Raw genomic sequence first — 17263 nt, forward strand, 5'->3', positions numbered from 1 at the left:
TCAGGGCAGGAGGGCCAGGACGCCCAGGGTGTAACCGTGCTCGTCGACCACGGGGGACACCTCCAGCGTCCGCGTCCGCATGGCCGCCTCCGCGTCGTTCAGGTGCGCCGCGGAACTGGTGAACGGCCCCCGGTCGAGGGGGATGTCCCGCAGCCGGGTGGGGTCGCTGTACCAGGAACCGCCCCGGTGGGCGGCGAGCTGCGCCCGGGTGACCAGGCCGCCGCAGCGGCCGTGCTCATCCTGGAGGACCAGGTGCTCGACGCGGGCGCTGATGAGCACGGACATGGCCACGTCGACCGTCATGTGGTCGTCGACCTGGGGCCCGGGCGCGTGCATGGCGTCCCGGGCGGTCAGGCCCGTACCGCTCGCTGCCCGTACGCGTGTCTGAACCGGTGTCAAGGGCTTCTCCTCTTCGGTCGGGCGTGCGGGACGTGCACCACGGGCCCGTGGGCTACGCGGCGGAGCCGCCGCCCCACCGGGCGGGCCGGCGGCGTCGCCCGCGTGCGGGCGTGCCGGAGGCCTTGGCCCGCTCGGAGGGCGGGGCGGTGATGGTGACGGGGACGCCCGAGGGCGTCCGCGCGCCGGTGATGCGGCTCAGTTCGGCCTCGCCGGAGCGGACGCGGGTCACCCGGGCCGTGATGCCGGCGTCGGCCATCAGGCGCTCCATGCCGCGCCGCTGGCCCGGCAGCACCAGGGTGACGACGGTGCCGGACTCGCCCGCGCGGGCCGTACGGCCACCGCGGTGCAGGTAGTCCTTGTGGTCGCCGGGCGGGTCGACGTTGACGACGAGGTCGAGGTCGTCGACGTGGATGCCGCGGGCGGCGACGTTGGTGGCCACCAGGACCGTGACGTGGCCGCTGCGGAACCGGTCGAGGGTACGGGTGCGCTGCGGCTGGGTCTTGCCGCCGTGCAGGGCGGACGCGCGGACGCCGACGGCCAGGAGGTCCTTGGTCAGCCGGTCCACCGCGTGCTTGGTGTCCAGGAACATGATCACCCGCCCGTCGCGGGCGGCGATCTCCGTGGTGGCGGCGTGCTTGTCGGCGCCGTGCACGTGCAGCACATGGTGCTCCATCGTGGTGACCGCCCCCGCCGAGGGGTCCACGGAGTGCACGACCGGGTCGGTGAGGTAGCGGCGCACCAGGAGGTCGACGTTCCGGTCCAGGGTGGCCGAGAAGAGCATGCGCTGCCCGTCGGGCCGCACCTGGTCGAGCAGGTGGGTCACCTGGGGCATGAAGCCCATGTCGGTCATCTGGTCGGCCTCGTCCAGGACGGTGATCGCGACCCGGTCCAGCAGGCAGGCGCCCCGGTCGACCAGGTCCTTGAGCCGCCCGGGCGTCGCGACGACGACCTCGCTGCCGCCGCGCAGCGCGCCCGCCTGGCGGCCGATCGGCATACCGCCGACCACCGTGGTCAGCCGCAGGCGCAGCGACCGGGCGTAGGGGGTGAGCGCGTCGGTGACCTGCTGGGCCAGCTCCCTGGTGGGGACGAGCACGAGGGCCAGCGGCTGCCGGGGCTCGGCGCGCTTCCCGGCGGTACGGGCCAGCAGGGCGAGGCCGAACGCCAGCGTCTTGCCGGAGCCCGTGCGGCCGCGGCCCAGGACGTCGCGGCCCGCCAGCGAGTTCGGCAGCGTCGCCGCCTGGATCGGGAACGGAACGGTCACGCCCGCGGAGCGCAGCTCGGCGAGCAGGTGCTCCGGCAGGCCGAGGGCGTCGAACGTCTCGACGGACGGCAACGACGGGGTGGTGCTGACAGGCAGGGCGAACTCCCCGCGGGGCGCGGTGGAGCGGCGTCCGTGGCCGCCGCCCGGGCGTCCGGCCGGGCCCGGCCGGACCGCGCCCTGCGGGCGGCCCCGGCCGCCACGGCCGGAGCCTGCGGAGCCCGCGGAGGCCGTCCGGGAGCGGTAGGAGCCGGAGCTGTCGTTCGTGCGAGCTGTGCGGTTCGTGTTCATGCGGAACCTTCCTCGATGCGGCTCGTATCGAGGAATTCCTGTCGGCGGCCGCTGGCCGCACGGGGATTCGCAAGAACGGACCGGAAAAAGACGAAACGCTTACCGGCGCCCGACGGGCGCGGGCCGGTTCGTCTTGAATGGCGCCGGACGGTGAGCCGCGAAGGGCGGCGTTCGATTCCGGGCGCGGGCTCCGTCGTACCCGACGGAGCGGAGAAAAAACGAACCGGGGCCCACACCCATGGGTGTGGGCCCCGGTCCTCGCTTGCGCGGTGGCGTCAGCGTCAGGCGGGAACGATGTTCTCGGCCTGCGGGCCCTTCTGGCCCTGCGTGACGTCGAAGTTCACCTTCTGGCCTTCCTGAAGCTCGCGGAAGCCGGAGGAGGCGATGTTCGAGTAGTGCGCGAACACGTCAGCGCCGCCACCGTCCTGCTCGATGAAGCCGAAGCCCTTTTCCGCGTTGAACCACTTCACGGTGCCAGATGCCATATTGAATCTCCCTTTGGGGCAGTGCCCGGACGTCGCACCTTGCGGGTCCGGAGTCGCTGGGATGTTTTCCCCTCCGGAAAAGCACCGGATGAACTGAAAAGTTTCTGGGAACCACAACTGCAACTGACAACACCGTAGCACGGGTGGCGTCGGGGGGTGCGCTACGTTTTTTCGTCAGGTTTCCGTCAGGAGTTATTCAAGAATTTCTGCGGCGGCGGCGGGAGATATGCGCTTCCGCCGGTCGGACGCGGGGATTTCTCTCAGGGGCGTTCGTCCGAGGCGGAGCTCCCGGCCGGGTGGCGCGTCTCCTCACCGAGCCGCATCTCCTCGTTGAGGCGCAGGGCCTCCTCCAGCTGGTCCTCGAGGACGATGATGCGGCAGGCGGCCTCGACCGGCGTGCCCTGGTCGACCAGCTCGCGCGCCCGCCCGGCGAGGCGCAGCTGGTAGCGGGAGTAGCGGCGGTGGCCGCCCTCCGAGCGCAGCGGGGTGATGAGCCGGGCCTCGCCGAGGGCGCGGAGGAAAGCGGGGGTGGTGCCCAGCAGGGCGGCGGCCCGTCCCATGGTGTAGGCGGGGTAGTCGTCGTCGTCGAGACTGTCGACGACGGAGGGCTTCTCAGGGGGCATAGCACCTTCTTCTCGGGGACGCGTCGAGGGGCCCGGGTGTGCTCCACACCCGGGCCCCGAGGGGTTCCAACACCATCTACCGGTCCGCTCGCGGGACCGGCTCTCTGTATTCCGCAACGACGCCCGGGAGGGCGGGGATGCGGGATCGTGAATACGTGACCGTGGACCACCTGCCGTTCGGGGTCTGCGGTGCCCGGGCGACGTGCGTGCCCGGGTGATCCTGACGGTGCCGTCTCCTTGTCTCTCCAGGGCGGGCCCTCCGTACCTGCGAGGGGCCCATGACCAACGTGTACGGCGGAAAGCCTACCGTCCGCGCAGGTGGAAATCTACCTTCGGCGGTGGAGATTTTCTGGTGTCGTCGAGAGGGGTGTGCGTGGGCCGTCAGCGCGCCGACAGCTCCGCCAGGACCGCGTCCGTGAACGGCGGCCACGCCTCGATCGCCCACGGCCCGAAGGCCCGGTCGGCCAGGGCGACGCACGCGGCACCCGCGTCCGGGTCGACCCACAGGAACGTGCCCGACTGGCCGAAGTGCCCGAACGTCCGCGGCGAGGAGGAACCGCCCGTCCAGTGCGGCGACTTGCCGTCCCGGATCTCGAAGCCGAGCCCCCAGTCGTTGGGCCGCTGGTGCCCGTACCCCGGCAGGATGCCGGTCAGCCCCGGGTGGACGACCGACATGGCCTCCAGCACGGTGCGCGGGTCCAGCAGCCGCGGGGCCTGCACCTCGGCGGCGAACCGCACCAGGTCGTCCACCGTCGACACGCCGTCCTTCGCGGGCGAACCGTCCAGCGTCGTGTCCTTCATGCCCAGCGGCTCCAGTACCGCCTGGCGCAGGTACTCGGCGAACGGGATGTCCGTGGCCTTGGCGACGTGGTCGCCCAGCACCTCGAACCCGGCGTTGGAGTAGATCCGCCGCGTGCCCGGCTCCGCCATCACCCGGTGCTCGTCGAACGCCAGCCCCGAGGTGTGGGCGAGCAGGTGCCGCACGGTGGACCCCTCGGGCCCGGCCGGCTCGTCGAGCTCGACCGCCCCCTCCTCGTACGCCACCAGCACCGCGTACGCGGCGAGCGGCTTGGTCACCGACGCCAGCGGGAACGGCCGGGCCGTGGGGCCGTGCGCCCCCGCCACGGTGCCGTCCGCTCGCACCACGGCCGCCGCGGCCGTCCCGACCGGCCAGTTCTCGATCATCGCCACGCTTCGCATGCGTCCGAGCGTATCTCCCGCGTTCGCGCTTGCCTGGAGTGCACTCCAAGGTTCTAGCGTGGGGGTCATGACGGTGATCGAGAGCATTCCCGTACGGACCGGGCGCCCCGACGCCTGCGGCTCCCCGCCACCCCCGCACCCGCGCCCCGACGGCCAGGACCGCTACACGATCAGCGAGGTGTCGGCCTGGACCGGGCTCACCGCGCACACCCTGCGCTGGTACGAGCGGATCGGGCTGATGCCGCACGTCGACCGGTCCCACACCGGCCAGCGCCGCTTCACCAACAAGGACCTGGACTGGCTCGCGTTCGTCGGCAAGCTCCGGCTGACCGGGATGCCGGTGGCCGACATGGTGCGCTACGCCGAGCTGGTGCGCCGGGGCGAGGACACCTTCGAGGAGCGGCAGGAGCTGCTGGAGCGGACACGGCGGGACGTGCGGTCCCGGATCGCGGAGCTCCAGGACACGCTCGACGTACTTGACTACAAGATCGACTATTACGCGGGTGCCCGACGGGCCCCGGAGAGGACCACATGAGCACCGAGAAGATCGCGACCGTACGCCTCGGCACCGACGGCCCCCTCGTCGGCGTCCAGGGCTTCGGCGCCATGGGCATCAGCGAGTTCTACGGCGACACCGACGAGGCCGCCGCCCGCGACACCCTGGAGGCCGCCCTCGAGGCGGGCGTCACCCTGATCGACACCGCCGACATCTACGGCCGGGGCGCCAACGAGGAGTTCCTCGCCCCGTTCGTCGCCAAGCACCGCGACGAGATCACCCTGGCGACGAAGTTCGCCGTCGAGCGCACCGACGACCCGCACCACCGGGGCATCCGCAACGACCCCGCGTACATCAGGGCCGCCGTCGAGGGCAGCCTGCGCCGCCTGGGCGTCGACGTCATCGACCTCTACTACATGCACCGCCGCGACCCCGCCGTGCCGCTCGCCGAGTCCGTCGGCGCGATGGCCGAACTGGTGGAGCGCGGCCTGGTCAAGCAGCTCGGCCTGAGCGAGGTGACCGGCGCCGAACTGCGCGAGGCGCACGCCGTGCACCCCATCGCGGCCCTCCAGTCGGAGTGGTCCCTGTTCTCCCGCGACGTCGAGCGCAGCGCGGTCGGCGCGGCGGCCGAGCTGGGCGTGACGTTCGTGCCGTACTCGCCGCTCGGACGCGGCTTCCTCACCGGGGCGTTCGCCGACGCCACGACGGACCTGTCGGGCGGCGACTTCCGCCAGTTCCAGCCCCGCTTCACGGGCGACAACGCCCGCCGCAACGCCGCGCTGCTGGAGCCCGTCCGCGAGGTCGCCGAGGCGCACGGCGCGACCCCCGCGCAGATCGCCCTCGCCTGGGTGCAGCAGCGGGCGGACGTCCACGGCCTGACCGTCGTCCCCATCCCCGGCACCCGCAAGCGCGCCCGGCTGCTGGAGAACGCCGCCGCCACCCGCATCCCCCTGAGCGAGCGGGAGCTGGCCGCGCTGGAGCCGATCGCCGCCCAGGTCGCGGGCGACCGCTACCCGGACATGTCGTCCACGTCGGCCGCCCGCGAGGCCTGACGCGTCGGCCGAGCGCGTACACCGCGAGGTCGAACGGACGATTCAGCCGGACGCGTCGGCCGAGCGCGTCAGCCGAGCGCGTACACCGCGAAGCCCGCCGCCAGCAGCCCCGCTGCCGAGCGGTGGGCGGCGGTGGCGTGCGTCCACGGCGTCTCGAACCCCCGCGCGTACCGGCCGATCAGCAGCAACAGCCCCGCGAACAGCGGCAGCCATGCCAGCCGCGCCACGATCCAGCCCAGGGTGTCCGGAGCGGTCGTCAGCCCCGCGACCGGGCCGAGGAACGACGCCGGGACCGCCGCGGCCAGCATCGCCGTCTGGTGCCAGCACAGGATCGTCATCGCCGACAGGTTGATGACGACGACCGGCGCCCACAGCGCGGGGCGCCGCAGCAGCCGGCCCAGCCGGTCGCGCAGCAGGATCGCGGCCCCGCTCTGCGCCGCGGCGAGGGCGAGGACCAGCAGCGACGGCGGGTGGGAGTTGGTGCGGGTCTCCCCGGGGACGCCGACCATCGAGGCGGGGTAGTGGAAGGCGAGCAGCAGCGCGGCGAACAGGGCCGCGCCACCGAGCAGCAGGGCCCACGCCTGCCGCCGGCCGATCCGTCGCAGCCCCCAGGACACGCCCAGTTGGTAGGCGAACAGCCAGCCCGGGAGGATGTTCAGGACGCTCAGCCAGGACGGTACGGCCTCCGCGAACGGGCCGTAGCGGAGGAAGTCGACCACGGCGACGGACCCCAGCAGCGGGGCGGCCGCCCAGGCGCCGAGCCGCCCGGCGGCCCGCACGCAGTACGGGGTGAGGGCGGTGACCACCAGGTACACCCCGACGAACCACAACGGCTGCACCACGAGCGTCGCCCCGGTGCGCAGGGTGTCGCCCGGGACGCCCAGCGCGTACAGCACCGGGACCAGGACGGCCCAGACGGCGGTGACACCGAGGACGGGGCGGCCGAGCCGGGCGAGCCGGGTCCCGAGCCACGCGCGCGTGGAGCCGGTGTGCCGGGTGTACGACAGGACGGACGCGTAGCCGCCGACCAGGAAGAAGATCCCCAGCATCTGGAGCACCCAGCTGACCGGCGCGAAGAACCCGAACGTGCTGAGCGGGCTGGCGTTGTGGATCGCCCCGTCGCCGTCGAGGGTGAAACCGCCGAGGAGCCAGTGGCCGGTGGGGACCGCGAGCAGCGCCAGCGCGCGCAGCCCGTCGACGGCACGGTCACGGTGGGCGGGCGTGCGCGCCTCGATGCGTGCGGTCAGTGTCATCGGACGTCTCCCTGGGCGATGGCGGCGAAGGCGCGGAGGGACTCGGTGCCGGGGGCGAAGTAGCCGGTGTGGCCGTGGGCGTCGGCGGCGGGCACCGGGCGGGCGCCGAACTCGGGGGCGGCCGGGTCGGTGCCGTGGCCGAGGCCCAGGAACTGGACGTTCGGCACGTCGGAGATCCAGTCGGACGGGTCCTTGGCGGCCCACACGCGGGCGCCGGTGCGCAGTTCGGCGACGTTTCCGGCCCGTACGCCGGGTGAGCCGAGGACCACCAGGTCCCGGGCGTTCAGCCGCGGAGCTGCCAGGCCGCAGACGACGGAGCCGTAGCTGTGGCAGAAGACGGCCGGCGTGGGAACACCGAGTGCGGCGAGCCCGTCGGCGAACCGGACCAGCCGCGGGGCGCCGGCCTCGGCGAGCCCGCCCGTGGCGGCGTCCAGGCCCACCCCGACGGGCGTGGTGTATCCCGCCCACGCGATCACGGCGGTGCCGCGGGTGGCCGCCCGCAGCCGCTTCGCCATTCCGGCGGGCGTGCCGTCCGGGTCGGTGGGCCGGTCGTACGTCCCGGCGTCGATGTCCGACCCGGGTACGACGACGGCGACCCGGCGGCTGCGGGCGAGGTCCCCGTAGACCTCGGCGACCTGGCCGCGGCCGCGCGGATCGAACGCGAGGATCTGCCGGCCCCGCCCCGCGAGGTGCGCGAACCGGGCGTCATGGCGCAGGGCGGTCTCGTTCGCCTCGTAACGGAGGGCGAGCGGGGCGCCGTCGAGGTTGCCGACGACGGCAGGGTGCCGGTGCGCGAGTGCCCGCTGCTGGGTGGGCGTCAGGGTGCGGAAGAAGGCGGCGACCTGGCGGGGCGTGGCGCTCGCCGGGTCCGGGAGGGCCCGCCCGAGCGAGGTGTCGCCCACCCAGGCCGCGCTGCCCGGCGGTGGGCCCGTCACGGGCACCTGCCCGCTCCCGGCCGCCCACCCGGCGGTCCCCGCGACGACGGCGACCGTGACCACGAGCGCCGTCAGCGCCCGCCGGACGCGCCGGGCGGGGCGGGTGGGGCGAATGGTGCGGGCGGTGGTGGCCGTGCCGGGGCCGGGGGCCCGGCCCTCCGGCGCGGTGACCGGCGAGACCGGCACCCCCTCCCGCGTGCCGGTGTCCGGGCGGTTCCTCCAGCGGCGCATGACGCCCCCCTCTTCTTCCCTCGTCCTGTGCGGCGAGAGGAAGGTAGGAGGGCGTCGTCCGACGGGGCGTCACCCCGCGGAGCCAACCACGAGGTGATACCCCGGTAGGGGGTGGAGGAGAGCGGGCTACGCGTCGCCCGGCGTGACCAGGCCGGACTCGTACGCGAAGATCACCGCCTGCGCGCGGTCGCGGAGGTCCAGCTTCGACAGCACCCGGCCGATGTGGGTCTTCACCGTCTGCTCGGCCAGGACCAGGTGGCCGGCGATCTCCTGGTTCGACAGGCCCCGGGCGATCAGCTCCAGGACCTCCGTCTCACGGGGCGTCAGACCGTTCAGGCGCACCGAGCGGTCGCGGCGCGGCGCCGGGCGGGAGGCGGCGAAGTCGGCGATCAGACGGCGCGTCACCGACGGCGCCAGCAGCGCCTCGCCCGCCGCCACCACCCGTACCGCGCCGATGAGGTCCGCCGGCGGGGCGTCCTTCAGCAGGAAGCCGGACGCCCCGGCGCGCAGCGCCTCGTACACGTAGTCGTCCACGTCGAACGTGGTGAGCATCAGCACCTTCGGCCGGTGCACCACCCCCGGGGGCGGCGACAGGATCTCCCGCGCCGCCGCCAGGCCGTCCATCTCCGGCATCCGCACGTCCATCAGGACCACGTCGGGGTGCGTGGACCGGGCCACCGACACCCCCGCCCGCCCGTCCGGCGCCTCGCCCACCACGTCGATGTCCGCCTGCGCGGACAGCAGGGCCGCGAACCCCGCGCGCACCATGGCCTGGTCGTCGACGATGATCACGCGGATGGTCACGCGGGTTCCTCCGTTTCGAGGGCGGTGGCGAGGGGCAGACCCGCCGCGACCCGGAAGCCGCCGTCCGGCAGCGGCCCGGTGTCGAGCGTTCCGCCGGTCAACCGTACGCGCTCCCGCATCCCGACCAGCCCGTGCCCCGTACCGGACGACTCCAGCGGTGAACCGGGCTTGGTCGACGGCCCGTTGACGACGAGCACCGTCAGCCGTTCACCGTCCGAGGACACCGACACCCGCGTCCGCGCGCCCGGCGCGTGCCGCACCACGTTCGCGAGCGCCTCCTGCACGATCCGGTACGCCGACAGGTCGACCGCCTGCGGTACGGGGCCGAGCGCGGCGGGCAGCGACAGCTCGGCCGGCACCCCCGCCCGTACCGTCGCCTCCACCAGCTGCTGCAACCGGTCCAGGCCGGGCTGCGGTGCCCGTTCACCCTCCGCGCCCTCGCTGCGCAGCACCGCCAGCAGCCGCCGCATCTCGGCCAGGGACTCCCGAGCCGACGCGGCGATCGTCGAGAACTCCTCGCGCGCCACCTCCGGCAGCCCCTCGATCCGGTACGGCGCCGAATCCGCCTGCACCGTGATCACCGACATGTGGTGGGCCACCACGTCGTGCAACTCGCGCGCGATCCGCGCCCGTTCCTCCAGCAGCGTGCGCCGGGCGCGCTCGGCCTCGCTGATCGTCTCCTGCTCCACCAGGCGCCGCTGCGCGTCGCCCCGCTCCCGGAGGCTCGCCGTGAGCAGCAGCACGGCCCCGCTGAGGACGAACAGCAACAGGTGGATGCCGTCGCTGTGTCTCTGCGACACCAGCTCGAACACGAACCCGGCCGCGCCGGTCGCCAGCCACACGCCCAGCAGCGTCCGGCGCGGCTCGCGCAGCCCCAGGGCCACCATCAGCGCCAGGTAGCCGACCACGACCATCGGTGTCCACGGCCACGACCGCCCGGCCACGCCGTCGGCCCCGAGCAGGACCAGCGCGCCCAGCACGTCGGCGGACATGATGATCCACCACGCCTGGAGCGGCCGGGTCACGGCGAGCAGCAGCGGCGCGGTCTGGGCGGTCGCGAGGGCCCCGGCGATCGCGCCGTTCACCCGGTAGTCGTTGACGAGTACGGCCACGGTGACCGGCAGCAGCGAGGCGACGAACGCGAAGGCGACGACGTACGGCAGCGGCCGCAGCCAGGGCGAAGCCGCCTGCCCGAGCAACGGCGCCCCGCTCCCGGTCGGCGTGGTGAGGGCGAGCCCCAGCGCGCGCGCCGATTCGCGGAGCCGGGACAGCGGGGGAGTGGTAGCCATGATCCCGCCAGCCTAGGCACCGCCCGGCCGCCCCGCGTCATACCCGGGTGCCGGCCCCGAACCCGTACCGGGGTACGACGACCGTCCCCTGGCACCCCGGCCGCACTGCCACCCCGGGCACCCTGGCCGCACCAGGCGTCCCGCGCCTTCCGGCCGCTCCGGAGGCGGAGGCCCCGGCGCTACGGCTCCGCGAGCCGCCGTTACAGCTCCGCGAGCAGCTGGGCCTTCTTCGCGGCGAACTCCTCGTCCGTCACCAGGCCCGCCTGGTACAGCTCGCCCAGGTGCCGTATCCGCTCCGCGATCACCGCCGGGTCGCGTCCCGCCGTCACCGCGGCGTGCACCGGCACCGGCGCCGCGCCCGCGTCCCGTACCGCCGCCAGGACCGCCGCGGCGAACGGCAGCGACTCGTGCACCGGCCCGTAGCCGAGCCCGAAGACGACCGCCGCCGGGTCCTGGTCCGCCTGCGCGGGCTGGACGTCGCCCGCGTGGCCGCGCCGCCGCAGCCGCAGGTAGCCGTCGAAGACGTCGGGCGAGCGCCACTCGACACCGGTCAGATCCCGCACGGAGAAGGTCTGGTCGCCGGCCTTCCACTTGGCGGAGGACGCGCCCGTCCAGAACCAGCGGAACGTCACCTGGCCGTCGTCGAACGTCGCCTTGCCGTCGTACGCCTTGAACTGGAGCGGGCCCTCGGGGGCGGCCACCAGGTACCGGTCGGCCGGTTCCGCCGCGTCCGTGCCGAGCCGCGCCCGCAGCTCGTCGGCGTAGTACTCGGCGAGGGTCTCCCGCTCGGCGGGCAGGACCAGCCGGTAGGGGTCGCAGGCGTCCTTGAGCTGGCCCGCGGCCGCTTCCATCAGCGGATCGGCGCCCGCTCGCGGCACCGCGTGCAGCACGACGGTGCCGCGTCTGCCCGGGGAGAGGGTCACCGACGCCAGCGCTTCGTGCGGGATGCGTCGCTCACGCAGAGCCTGGTAGAGCTTCGGTGCGCGGATCCCCCGTTCGAAGCGGATGAGCACGGCGTCGGGTTCGAACTCCCAGGTGGCATGAATTCCGGCCAGCACATCACCCATGCGCCTCATCGTATGCGGCGTGCGCCCGCGCGTCGCCCCCGGAGACTTGTGAGCTTCGGCCACGCTTCGCGCCCCTCTACGCGCGTCAGATCGCGCTCGCACCGGAGATTCCGCTGCGACAGGCGTCCTGACCGGCCGCGCAGCGCACGGTGCGATACGAGCCGACACCTATCTCGGCGAAGTTGTGCAGGCTCTCGGTGCCGGGCTCGAAGTACCCGGCGTGCCCGACCGCGCCCGCCGCCGACAGTACCCGTGCCCCGAACTCCGGGGCCACCGGATCGGCGCCGTGGCCCAGCCCGCCGACCGCCAGGTACGGCACGTCGGCGATCCAGTCGTCGGCGTCGCGCATGGCCCACACGCGGGCGCCGGTGTCCAGCTCGGCAGCGGTCTCGGCCCGCATCCCGGGGCTTCCGGCCACCGCGACGTCGGCCACCCGGGCGGGCAGGTCGCGCGCGGCGACACCGCACACCACGGAGCCGTAGCTGTGGCAGAACAGCGCCACCCGGGAGCCGCCGGGCAGCGCCCGGGTGAGGGAGACGAGCCGGGCGGCCCCGTTCTCGGCGAGCCGGCCGATGGCCGCGTCCATGCCGACACCGACCGGCGCCGTGTAGTCGGCCCAGGCGATGACGGCGGTACGGGTGCCGGGGGCGGAGGCGCGCTCGGCGGTGTAGAGGGATTCGGCCATCCCGACCGGCGCCGTGTACTTGCGGGCGGTCTTCTGGAACGTCAGCAGGTTGGTGTCGACGCCCGGCACCACCACCGAGACGTGCTCCGCCCGGTCGAGGTCGCCGAAGACCTCGGCGACCCGGCCCTTGCCGGACGGGTCGAAGGCGAGGATCTGCCGGCCCGCGCGCATCAGGGACGCGAACCGGTGCGTGCGCCGCACGGCCTCCTGGTGGCCGTCGGGCGACAGCCGCTTGTCCTCCACCCGCTTCCGCTCGGCGTCCAGCGCGGCGTCCAGGGCGATCCGGTTGGCGCGGTAGCGCAGGGTGACGGGCGCGCCGTCGAGGTTGCCGACGACGAGCGGGTGATCGGCGGCGAGCCGGTCGCGCTGACGCGCGGTCAGGGAGCCGAAGAACGCGGCGAGTACGTCGGGCGGCGACGCGGGGTCGGGGAGTTCCCGTACGCCTATCCGTCCGTCCCGCCACGCGGCGAGCGCGGCCTCGCGCGGCTGCCCGGGCCCGGGCTGGTGCCGGATCGCCGTCCAGCCGGTGGTCATGAGGAGGACGAAGACCACGGCGAGGGCGAACAGGGCGCGCCACACCTGGAGCGTGGGGGATGAGTCGAAAGAAGTCACTGCGGGACACCCTAGGAGACGTACGCACGACCTCGCGACGAGCGTGACGCAGGTCACGCGTGAGGGTGGCCTGTTGGGGGAAGCGAGTTACTCCCGGTAAGCATCGGGCAGGGCGGTGGCGGGGGTTGGCGCGGGGGCGCCGGTGCGCGTGGGGATCGGTCCCGCGGTTTCGGTCCCGCGGTATCGGTCCCGGGGTGTCGGTCCTGGGGCGGTCCGGGTCACTCCGCCGCGGGCGGGGTGCGCCGGGGGCGCCAGTCGGCGGCGAGCGCCGGGCCGAGGTGGTCCAGATACGTCGCGGTGAGTTCGCGGATCGCCTCCAGGGACGCGTCCTCGCCCCGGCCCCACAACTGGCCCGTGACACGCATCACGCCGCTGAACGCGGCGACGGCCACCCGGGGGCGCGGGTCGGCGTCCAGGTCCAGGCCCTCGCGGTCGGCGATCAGCCGCGCGATGTTCTCCTCCATCTCGATGGAGCGCCGCAGGTGCACGGCGAGGAGGGCGGGCGTCGACTCGATGACCTGGAAGGTGCGCAGGTACAGCTCGATGGGGACGAGTTCCATGATCGCCTCGCCGATGGTGTCCCAGGCGGACAGGACGGCGTTGCGCATCGCCTCCAACGGCGCCTCGTGCGCCGGGCGTTCGTGCAGCGCGGTGAGGAAGTGCCGCTCGACCATGTGCTGGACGGCGAAGGCGGCCTCCTCCTTGCTGGCGAAGTAGCGGAAGAAGGTGCGCTGCGACACGTCGACGGCGCCGACGATCTCGTCGACCGTGGTCTCCTCGTACCCCCGGGTGGTGAAGAGTTCCAGCGCCGCACGGAGCAGCGCGTCCCGGGTGCGCCGCTTCTTGCGCTCGCGCAGGCCCACGGGCGCCGGCGTCGCCGGGGAGGTCGGCTGCTCGGCCGTCACTTCATGGTCCTCTTTCTGCCATTTCCGGCTGCTCAGGCTACCTGTGAGAGACGCGACAGTTACCGGCGTATGAATCGCTTTGTCAATTGTCAGCGACTGACATTAGCCTCGCCGTATGACTAGTCAGACCACCATCGATAAGTCGCCGCAGGGCCCCGCGCCCGAGCCGGCCCCGGCCAAGGGGCTTCGCGGCCACCCCTGGCTGACGCTGTTCGCCGTGGCGGTCGGCGTGATGATGGTCGCCCTCGACGGCACGATCGTCGCGATCGCCAACCCCGTCATCCAGCGTGACCTCGAAGCGTCCATGGCCGACGTCCAGTGGATCACCAACGGCTACCTGCTCGCCCTCGCCGTCGCGCTGATCACGGCGGGCAAGCTGGGTGACCGCTTCGGCCACCGGCAGACGTTCCTCATCGGCATCGCGGGCTTCGCCGCCGCGTCCGCCGCGATCGGCATGTCCGACTCGATCACCCTCCTGATCGCCTTCCGGGTGCTCCAGGGCCTGTTCGGCGCGCTGCTCATGCCGGCCGCGCTCGGCCTGCTGCGCGCGACCTTCCCGGCCGAGAAGCTGAACATGGCGATCGGCATCTGGGGCATGGTCATCGGCGCCTCCACGGCGGGCGGCCCGATCCTCGGCGGTGTCCTTGTCGAGCACGTCAGCTGGCAGTCGGTGTTCTTCATCAACGTGCCGGTCGGCGTCCTCGCCCTGGCCATGGGCCTGGTCATCCTGAAGGACCACCGCGCGCGGAACGCGCCGCGCTCGTTCGACATCGTCGGCATCGTGCTGCTGTCGGCGGCGATGGCGTCCCTGGTGTGGGGCATCGTCAAGGCCGGCGAGAGCTGGGGCTGGGGCAGCGGCAGCACCTGGGGCTTCATCGGCGGCGCGGTCGCGCTGTTCGCGCTCTTCGCGGTGTGGGAGACCAAGGTCAAGGAACCGCTGATCCCGCTGGGCATGTTCCGCTCGGTACCACTGTCGGCCGGTACGGTCCTGATGGTGCTGATGGCCTTCGCCTTCATGGGCGGGCTGTTCCCCGTGACCTTCTACCTCTCGGGCGTCATGGGGCTCGGCCCGGTCGACAGCGGCCTGCACCTGCTGCCGCTGACCGCCATGATGATCGTCTCCTCGCCGCTGGCGGGCGCGCTCATCACCAAGTACGGCCCGCGCGTCCCGCTCGTCGGCGGCATGGTCTGCACGGCGGCGGCCATGTTCGGCATGACGACCCTGACCACGGGCACCAGCACGCTGGTCATGTCCCTCTGGTTCGCCCTGCTCGGCCTCGGGCTCGCGCCCGTCATGGTCGGCGCCACGGAGGTCATCGTCGGCAACGCCCCGCTGGAGCTGTCCGGTGTGGCCGGTGGCCTCCAGCAGGCGGCCATGCAGGTCGGCGGCGCCCTCGGTACGGCGGTGCTGGGTGCCGTCCTCTCCTCCAAGGTCACGTCCGAGTTCGCGGGGAACTGGAAGGACGCCGGCATTCCGGTGCCGCCGGACCCGCGGCTGGAGCAGGTGGCGGAGTTCGGCGCGGTCCCGGCGGAGTTGGACAAGGCGCCCGGTATGACGCCCGACCTGGCGTCGAAGATCGGTGCGGTCATCCACGACACGTTCCTGTCCGGGATGGGTCTGGCCTTCACGGTCGCCGGTGTGGTGGCGGTCGTCGCGGTGCTGGTGGCCACGCTCACCAAGCGCGGTGAGAACGCGGAGGCGGGCGGGGGCGCGGTCCACATCTGACCGGTCCGGTGTACGACGAGGGCCCCGCGGCGGACGGCTGCGGGGCCCTCGTCGTTGCGCAGCGTCACCCTTCCGGGTGTATCGGGCCAGGAAGCCTTCCGCAGACGGTCACACAGCGTCACGATGGGTGGCGTAGGTGATCGTCACGACGACCCACGGGGGTTTCCATGCGTTCCACGACCGTCGTCCGCTCCGCCGTCCTCACCCTGGCCTGCGCCGCCGCGCTCACCGCCGGGGCGTCCGCCACCACCGCGCTCGGCGCCGCCGTCCCGGTGGCCGCCGTGCCGGTGGGCGCCGTGCCGGTGACCGCCAAGTCCGCCGCGACGGCGCCGCGTCTCGGCCCGTGCGACGCCGGGCAGTTGTGCCTGTGGGCCAAGGAAGGCTTCAGAGGCGCCCGGCACACGTACGAACTGGCGGGCGTCGACATCGAGTCCTGCGTCCCGCTGCCCGCCGGTACGGCCGCCGTGGCTCTCGCCAACCGCACCGGGCGGCCCGTCACCACGTACCAGTCGGCCGAGTGCGGCGAGACCGGGGAGTTCGAGACGTATCCGGGCGGCGGCACCTGGGTGCCCCAATCCCCTTATCGGGTACGGGCCTTCAAGGTGTGGGAGAACTGAACCGGGGCACCCGGGGGCCATGGGCAGTTTCGGGTACACCTCGCGTTCGCGCAGGAGCCCCCGCTCACGCGGCCGGACATGGTCGCGGACCGGGCCGGATCGCGCGACGCTCGGAATCGTCGGACTGGTCTGCGCGGTCGCCGGTCTCTTCGTGCTGGGCATCGTCCTCGGCCCGGTGGCGATCGTCTGCGGCTGGCTCGGCATGGGCCGGCGCTGGGCGAGCAACCACCTCCCGGCGCTGGTCGCGTTCGTTCTCGGGGCGATCGACACCGTCCTGGCCCTCGTATGGCTGGCCGGTGCCGGCACCCCGGGCAACGGCGTCCTGTAGGCGGCAACCGAATGGACGCCCATCGATGTAGACGCGCATCGATGTAGACGCGCATCGAGTAGACGGCCGTTTATCAGACGGCACTCGAAGCGCCCGTCCCACGCAGCGGCCGGACCGTCGCCGGACCCCGGCGGCCGGTCCCGTCCTAGGGCGCCATCTCCGGGTCGGTCCGGGGCGGTGCGGGCACGACCGGGCCGGACGTGGCGGGGCCCGACGTGGCGGGGGCGGAGACGACCTCGGTCGCGCCGGGGGACAACCGGCCGACCTCCGCGCGCAGTTCCCTGACCTCCAGGGTCAGCGCTTCCAGGAGCGCCGCCTGGCGGCGTTCCGCCGCGTCGTCCCGCTCGAAGCGGGAGATGAACCAGGCCGCGATGTTCGCCGTCACCACACCCAGCAGCGCGATGCCCGACAGCATCAGGCCGACGGCCAGCAGCCGCCCGAGTCCGGTGGTCGGCGCGTGGTCGCCGTAGCCCACGGTCGTCATCGTGGTGAACGACCACCACACCGCGTCACCCAGCGTCTTGATGTTCCCGTCCGGGGCGTCCCGCTCCACGTGCAGCACCGCGAGGGAGCCGAACATCAGCAGTCCCGCCACCGATCCGGCCACATAGGTGGTGAGCCGAATCTGCGACGCCATCCGGGCCCGCCGGCCCACCAGCAGCAGCGTGGAGACGAGCCGGAGGAGCCTGAGCGGCTGCACCAGCGGCAGCAGCACCGCCAGCAGGTCCAGCGGATGGCTGCGGACGAAGTGCCACCGCGACGGGGCGAGCGCCAGCCGGATCACGTAGTCGAGGGCGAAAGCGCCCCAGACGACCCACTCGACGGCCGTGCATGACGTGTGCACCCACCGCTCGGCGTCGGGGGCGACGATCGGCACCGCGTACGCGACGGCGAAGGCCAGGGCGAGCGCCAGGAGCGGGGTCTGGGTGCGTGCTTCCCAGCGTTCCTTCATGCCGGGAATGGTAGGCCGGGTGCGGGAGGACGAAGCCTCCCGCACCCGGCGCAGC

18 protein-coding genes are annotated in these 17263 nt (G+C 73.3%); 5 read left to right on the forward strand and 13 right to left on the reverse strand.

Translation table 11 applies throughout. The features are described 5' to 3' along the window. The 5 genes from EIZ62_RS22870 to EIZ62_RS22890 form a co-directional block, all read right to left on the reverse strand. A complete protein-coding gene (locus EIZ62_RS22870; protein WP_156694564.1) occupies nucleotides 1–399 on the reverse strand; it encodes a CBS domain-containing protein in 399 nt (132 codons plus the stop codon). Nucleotides 400–451: 52 nt separating this feature from the next. Beyond that, nucleotides 452–1948 (reverse strand): DEAD/DEAH box helicase, encoded by a 1497-nt coding sequence (locus EIZ62_RS22875; RefSeq protein ID WP_156694565.1) that lies wholly within the window; start codon nucleotides 1946–1948, stop codon nucleotides 452–454. Between the two features lie 281 nt (nucleotides 1949–2229). After that, on the reverse strand, nucleotides 2230–2433 hold the full coding sequence (locus EIZ62_RS22880) for a cold-shock protein (protein WP_064071132.1): 204 nt from the start codon (nucleotides 2431–2433) through the stop codon (nucleotides 2230–2232). Between the two features lie 260 nt (nucleotides 2434–2693). Then, nucleotides 2694–3056 carry a MerR family transcriptional regulator gene (locus EIZ62_RS22885; protein ID WP_156694566.1) on the reverse strand — a complete coding sequence of 121 codons (363 nt, stop codon included), beginning with the start codon at nucleotides 3054–3056 and terminating at the stop codon, nucleotides 2694–2696. Between the two features lie 381 nt (nucleotides 3057–3437). Beyond that, nucleotides 3438–4256 carry a serine hydrolase domain-containing protein gene (locus EIZ62_RS22890; RefSeq protein WP_156694567.1) on the reverse strand — a complete coding sequence of 273 codons (819 nt, stop codon included), beginning with the start codon at nucleotides 4254–4256 and terminating at the stop codon, nucleotides 3438–3440. 67 nt (nucleotides 4257–4323) lie between these two features. On the opposite strand from EIZ62_RS22890, the gene EIZ62_RS22895 reads away from it, so the two are divergent. Both EIZ62_RS22895 and EIZ62_RS22900 read left to right on the forward strand, forming a co-directional pair. After that, on the forward strand, nucleotides 4324–4791 hold the full coding sequence (locus EIZ62_RS22895) for a MerR family transcriptional regulator (RefSeq protein ID WP_156694568.1): 468 nt from the start codon (nucleotides 4324–4326) through the stop codon (nucleotides 4789–4791). Then, nucleotides 4788–5804: an aldo/keto reductase gene (locus EIZ62_RS22900; protein WP_156694569.1), complete on the forward strand. Its 1017-nt coding sequence runs from the start codon at nucleotides 4788–4790 to the stop codon at nucleotides 5802–5804. The genes EIZ62_RS22895 and EIZ62_RS22900 overlap by 4 nt, the downstream gene beginning before the upstream one ends. Before the next feature lie 68 nt (nucleotides 5805–5872). Here the strand turns inward: EIZ62_RS22900 and EIZ62_RS22905 are convergent, their stop codons facing one another. From EIZ62_RS22905 to EIZ62_RS22935, 7 genes are all read right to left on the reverse strand, one after another. Then, on the reverse strand, nucleotides 5873–7057 hold the full coding sequence (locus EIZ62_RS22905) for an acyltransferase family protein (protein ID WP_156694570.1): 1185 nt from the start codon (nucleotides 7055–7057) through the stop codon (nucleotides 5873–5875). Next, nucleotides 7054–8223 (reverse strand): alpha/beta hydrolase, encoded by a 1170-nt coding sequence (locus EIZ62_RS22910; protein ID WP_156694571.1) that lies wholly within the window; start codon nucleotides 8221–8223, stop codon nucleotides 7054–7056. The genes EIZ62_RS22905 and EIZ62_RS22910 overlap by 4 nt, the downstream gene beginning before the upstream one ends. A 126-nt stretch (nucleotides 8224–8349) precedes the next feature. After that, nucleotides 8350–9027, reverse strand: a complete 678-nt coding sequence (locus tag EIZ62_RS22915; RefSeq protein WP_156694572.1) for a response regulator — start codon at nucleotides 9025–9027, stop codon at nucleotides 8350–8352. Continuing rightward, entirely contained in the window at nucleotides 9024–10316 is a 1293-nt protein-coding gene (locus EIZ62_RS22920) for a sensor histidine kinase (RefSeq protein WP_156694573.1), read from the reverse strand. Before EIZ62_RS22920 ends, EIZ62_RS22915 begins: the two co-directional genes overlap by 4 nt. A gap of 200 nt (nucleotides 10317–10516) precedes the next feature. Then, on the reverse strand, nucleotides 10517–11383 hold the full coding sequence (locus EIZ62_RS22925; protein ID WP_208828010.1) for a DUF4429 domain-containing protein: 867 nt from the start codon (nucleotides 11381–11383) through the stop codon (nucleotides 10517–10519). An 85-nt stretch (nucleotides 11384–11468) separates the two neighbouring features. After that, a complete protein-coding gene (locus EIZ62_RS22930) occupies nucleotides 11469–12680 on the reverse strand; it encodes an alpha/beta hydrolase (RefSeq protein ID WP_156694575.1) in 1212 nt (403 codons plus the stop codon). A 218-nt stretch (nucleotides 12681–12898) separates the two neighbouring features. Further along, entirely contained in the window at nucleotides 12899–13585 is a 687-nt protein-coding gene (locus tag EIZ62_RS22935) for a TetR/AcrR family transcriptional regulator (RefSeq protein ID WP_244375915.1), read from the reverse strand. A 115-nt stretch (nucleotides 13586–13700) separates the two neighbouring features. Here EIZ62_RS22935 and EIZ62_RS22940 point away from each other — a divergent pair, with 115 nt between their 5' ends. The 3 genes from EIZ62_RS22940 (at nucleotide 13701) to EIZ62_RS22950 (ending at nucleotide 16256) form a co-directional block, all read left to right on the forward strand. Continuing rightward, nucleotides 13701–15311 carry an MFS transporter gene (locus EIZ62_RS22940; protein ID WP_156694576.1) on the forward strand — a complete coding sequence of 537 codons (1611 nt, stop codon included), beginning with the start codon at nucleotides 13701–13703 and terminating at the stop codon, nucleotides 15309–15311. Between the two features lie 167 nt (nucleotides 15312–15478). Further along, nucleotides 15479–15928, forward strand: coding sequence for a peptidase inhibitor family I36 protein (locus EIZ62_RS22945; RefSeq protein WP_156694577.1), 450 nt, complete (start codon nucleotides 15479–15481; stop codon nucleotides 15926–15928). Between the two features lie 19 nt (nucleotides 15929–15947). After that, nucleotides 15948–16256, forward strand: coding sequence for a small hydrophobic protein (locus EIZ62_RS22950; RefSeq protein WP_156694578.1), 309 nt, complete (start codon nucleotides 15948–15950; stop codon nucleotides 16254–16256). A gap of 145 nt (nucleotides 16257–16401) precedes the next feature. On the opposite strand, the gene EIZ62_RS22955 is transcribed toward EIZ62_RS22950, so the two are convergent. After that, on the reverse strand, nucleotides 16402–17208 hold the full coding sequence (locus EIZ62_RS22955) for a potassium channel family protein (RefSeq protein ID WP_156694579.1): 807 nt from the start codon (nucleotides 17206–17208) through the stop codon (nucleotides 16402–16404). Nucleotides 17209–17263: the final 55 nt, after the last annotated feature.

Source organism: Streptomyces ficellus, from assembly GCF_009739905.1.
GTDB lineage: Bacteria > Actinomycetota > Actinomycetes > Streptomycetales > Streptomycetaceae > Streptomyces > Streptomyces ficellus_A.

Coding starts and splice junctions, on each gene's coding strand:
- EIZ62_RS22910 (WP_156694571.1), bottom strand. CDS start 8,223: ATGCGCCGCTGGAGGAACCGCCCGGACACCGGCACGCGGGAGGGGGTG.
- EIZ62_RS22905 (WP_156694570.1), bottom strand. CDS start 7,057: ATGACACTGACCGCACGCATCGAGGCGCGCACGCCCGCCCACCGTGAC.
- EIZ62_RS22920 (WP_156694573.1), bottom strand. CDS start 10,316: ATGGCTACCACTCCCCCGCTGTCCCGGCTCCGCGAATCGGCGCGCGCG.
- EIZ62_RS22940 (WP_156694576.1), top strand. CDS start 13,701: ATGACTAGTCAGACCACCATCGATAAGTCGCCGCAGGGCCCCGCGCCC.
- EIZ62_RS22895 (WP_156694568.1), top strand. CDS start 4,324: ATGACGGTGATCGAGAGCATTCCCGTACGGACCGGGCGCCCCGACGCC.
- EIZ62_RS22890 (WP_156694567.1), bottom strand. CDS start 4,256: ATGCGAAGCGTGGCGATGATCGAGAACTGGCCGGTCGGGACGGCCGCG.
- EIZ62_RS22900 (WP_156694569.1), top strand. CDS start 4,788: ATGAGCACCGAGAAGATCGCGACCGTACGCCTCGGCACCGACGGCCCC.
- EIZ62_RS22945 (WP_156694577.1), top strand. CDS start 15,479: ATGCGTTCCACGACCGTCGTCCGCTCCGCCGTCCTCACCCTGGCCTGC.
- EIZ62_RS22955 (WP_156694579.1), bottom strand. CDS start 17,208: ATGAAGGAACGCTGGGAAGCACGCACCCAGACCCCGCTCCTGGCGCTC.
- EIZ62_RS22925 (WP_208828010.1), bottom strand. CDS start 11,383: ATGGGTGATGTGCTGGCCGGAATTCATGCCACCTGGGAGTTCGAACCC.
- EIZ62_RS22875 (WP_156694565.1), bottom strand. CDS start 1,948: ATGAACACGAACCGCACAGCTCGCACGAACGACAGCTCCGGCTCCTAC.
- EIZ62_RS22880 (WP_064071132.1), bottom strand. CDS start 2,433: ATGGCATCTGGCACCGTGAAGTGGTTCAACGCGGAAAAGGGCTTCGGC.
- EIZ62_RS22885 (WP_156694566.1), bottom strand. CDS start 3,056: ATGCCCCCTGAGAAGCCCTCCGTCGTCGACAGTCTCGACGACGACGAC.
- EIZ62_RS22950 (WP_156694578.1), top strand. CDS start 15,948: ATGGGCAGTTTCGGGTACACCTCGCGTTCGCGCAGGAGCCCCCGCTCA.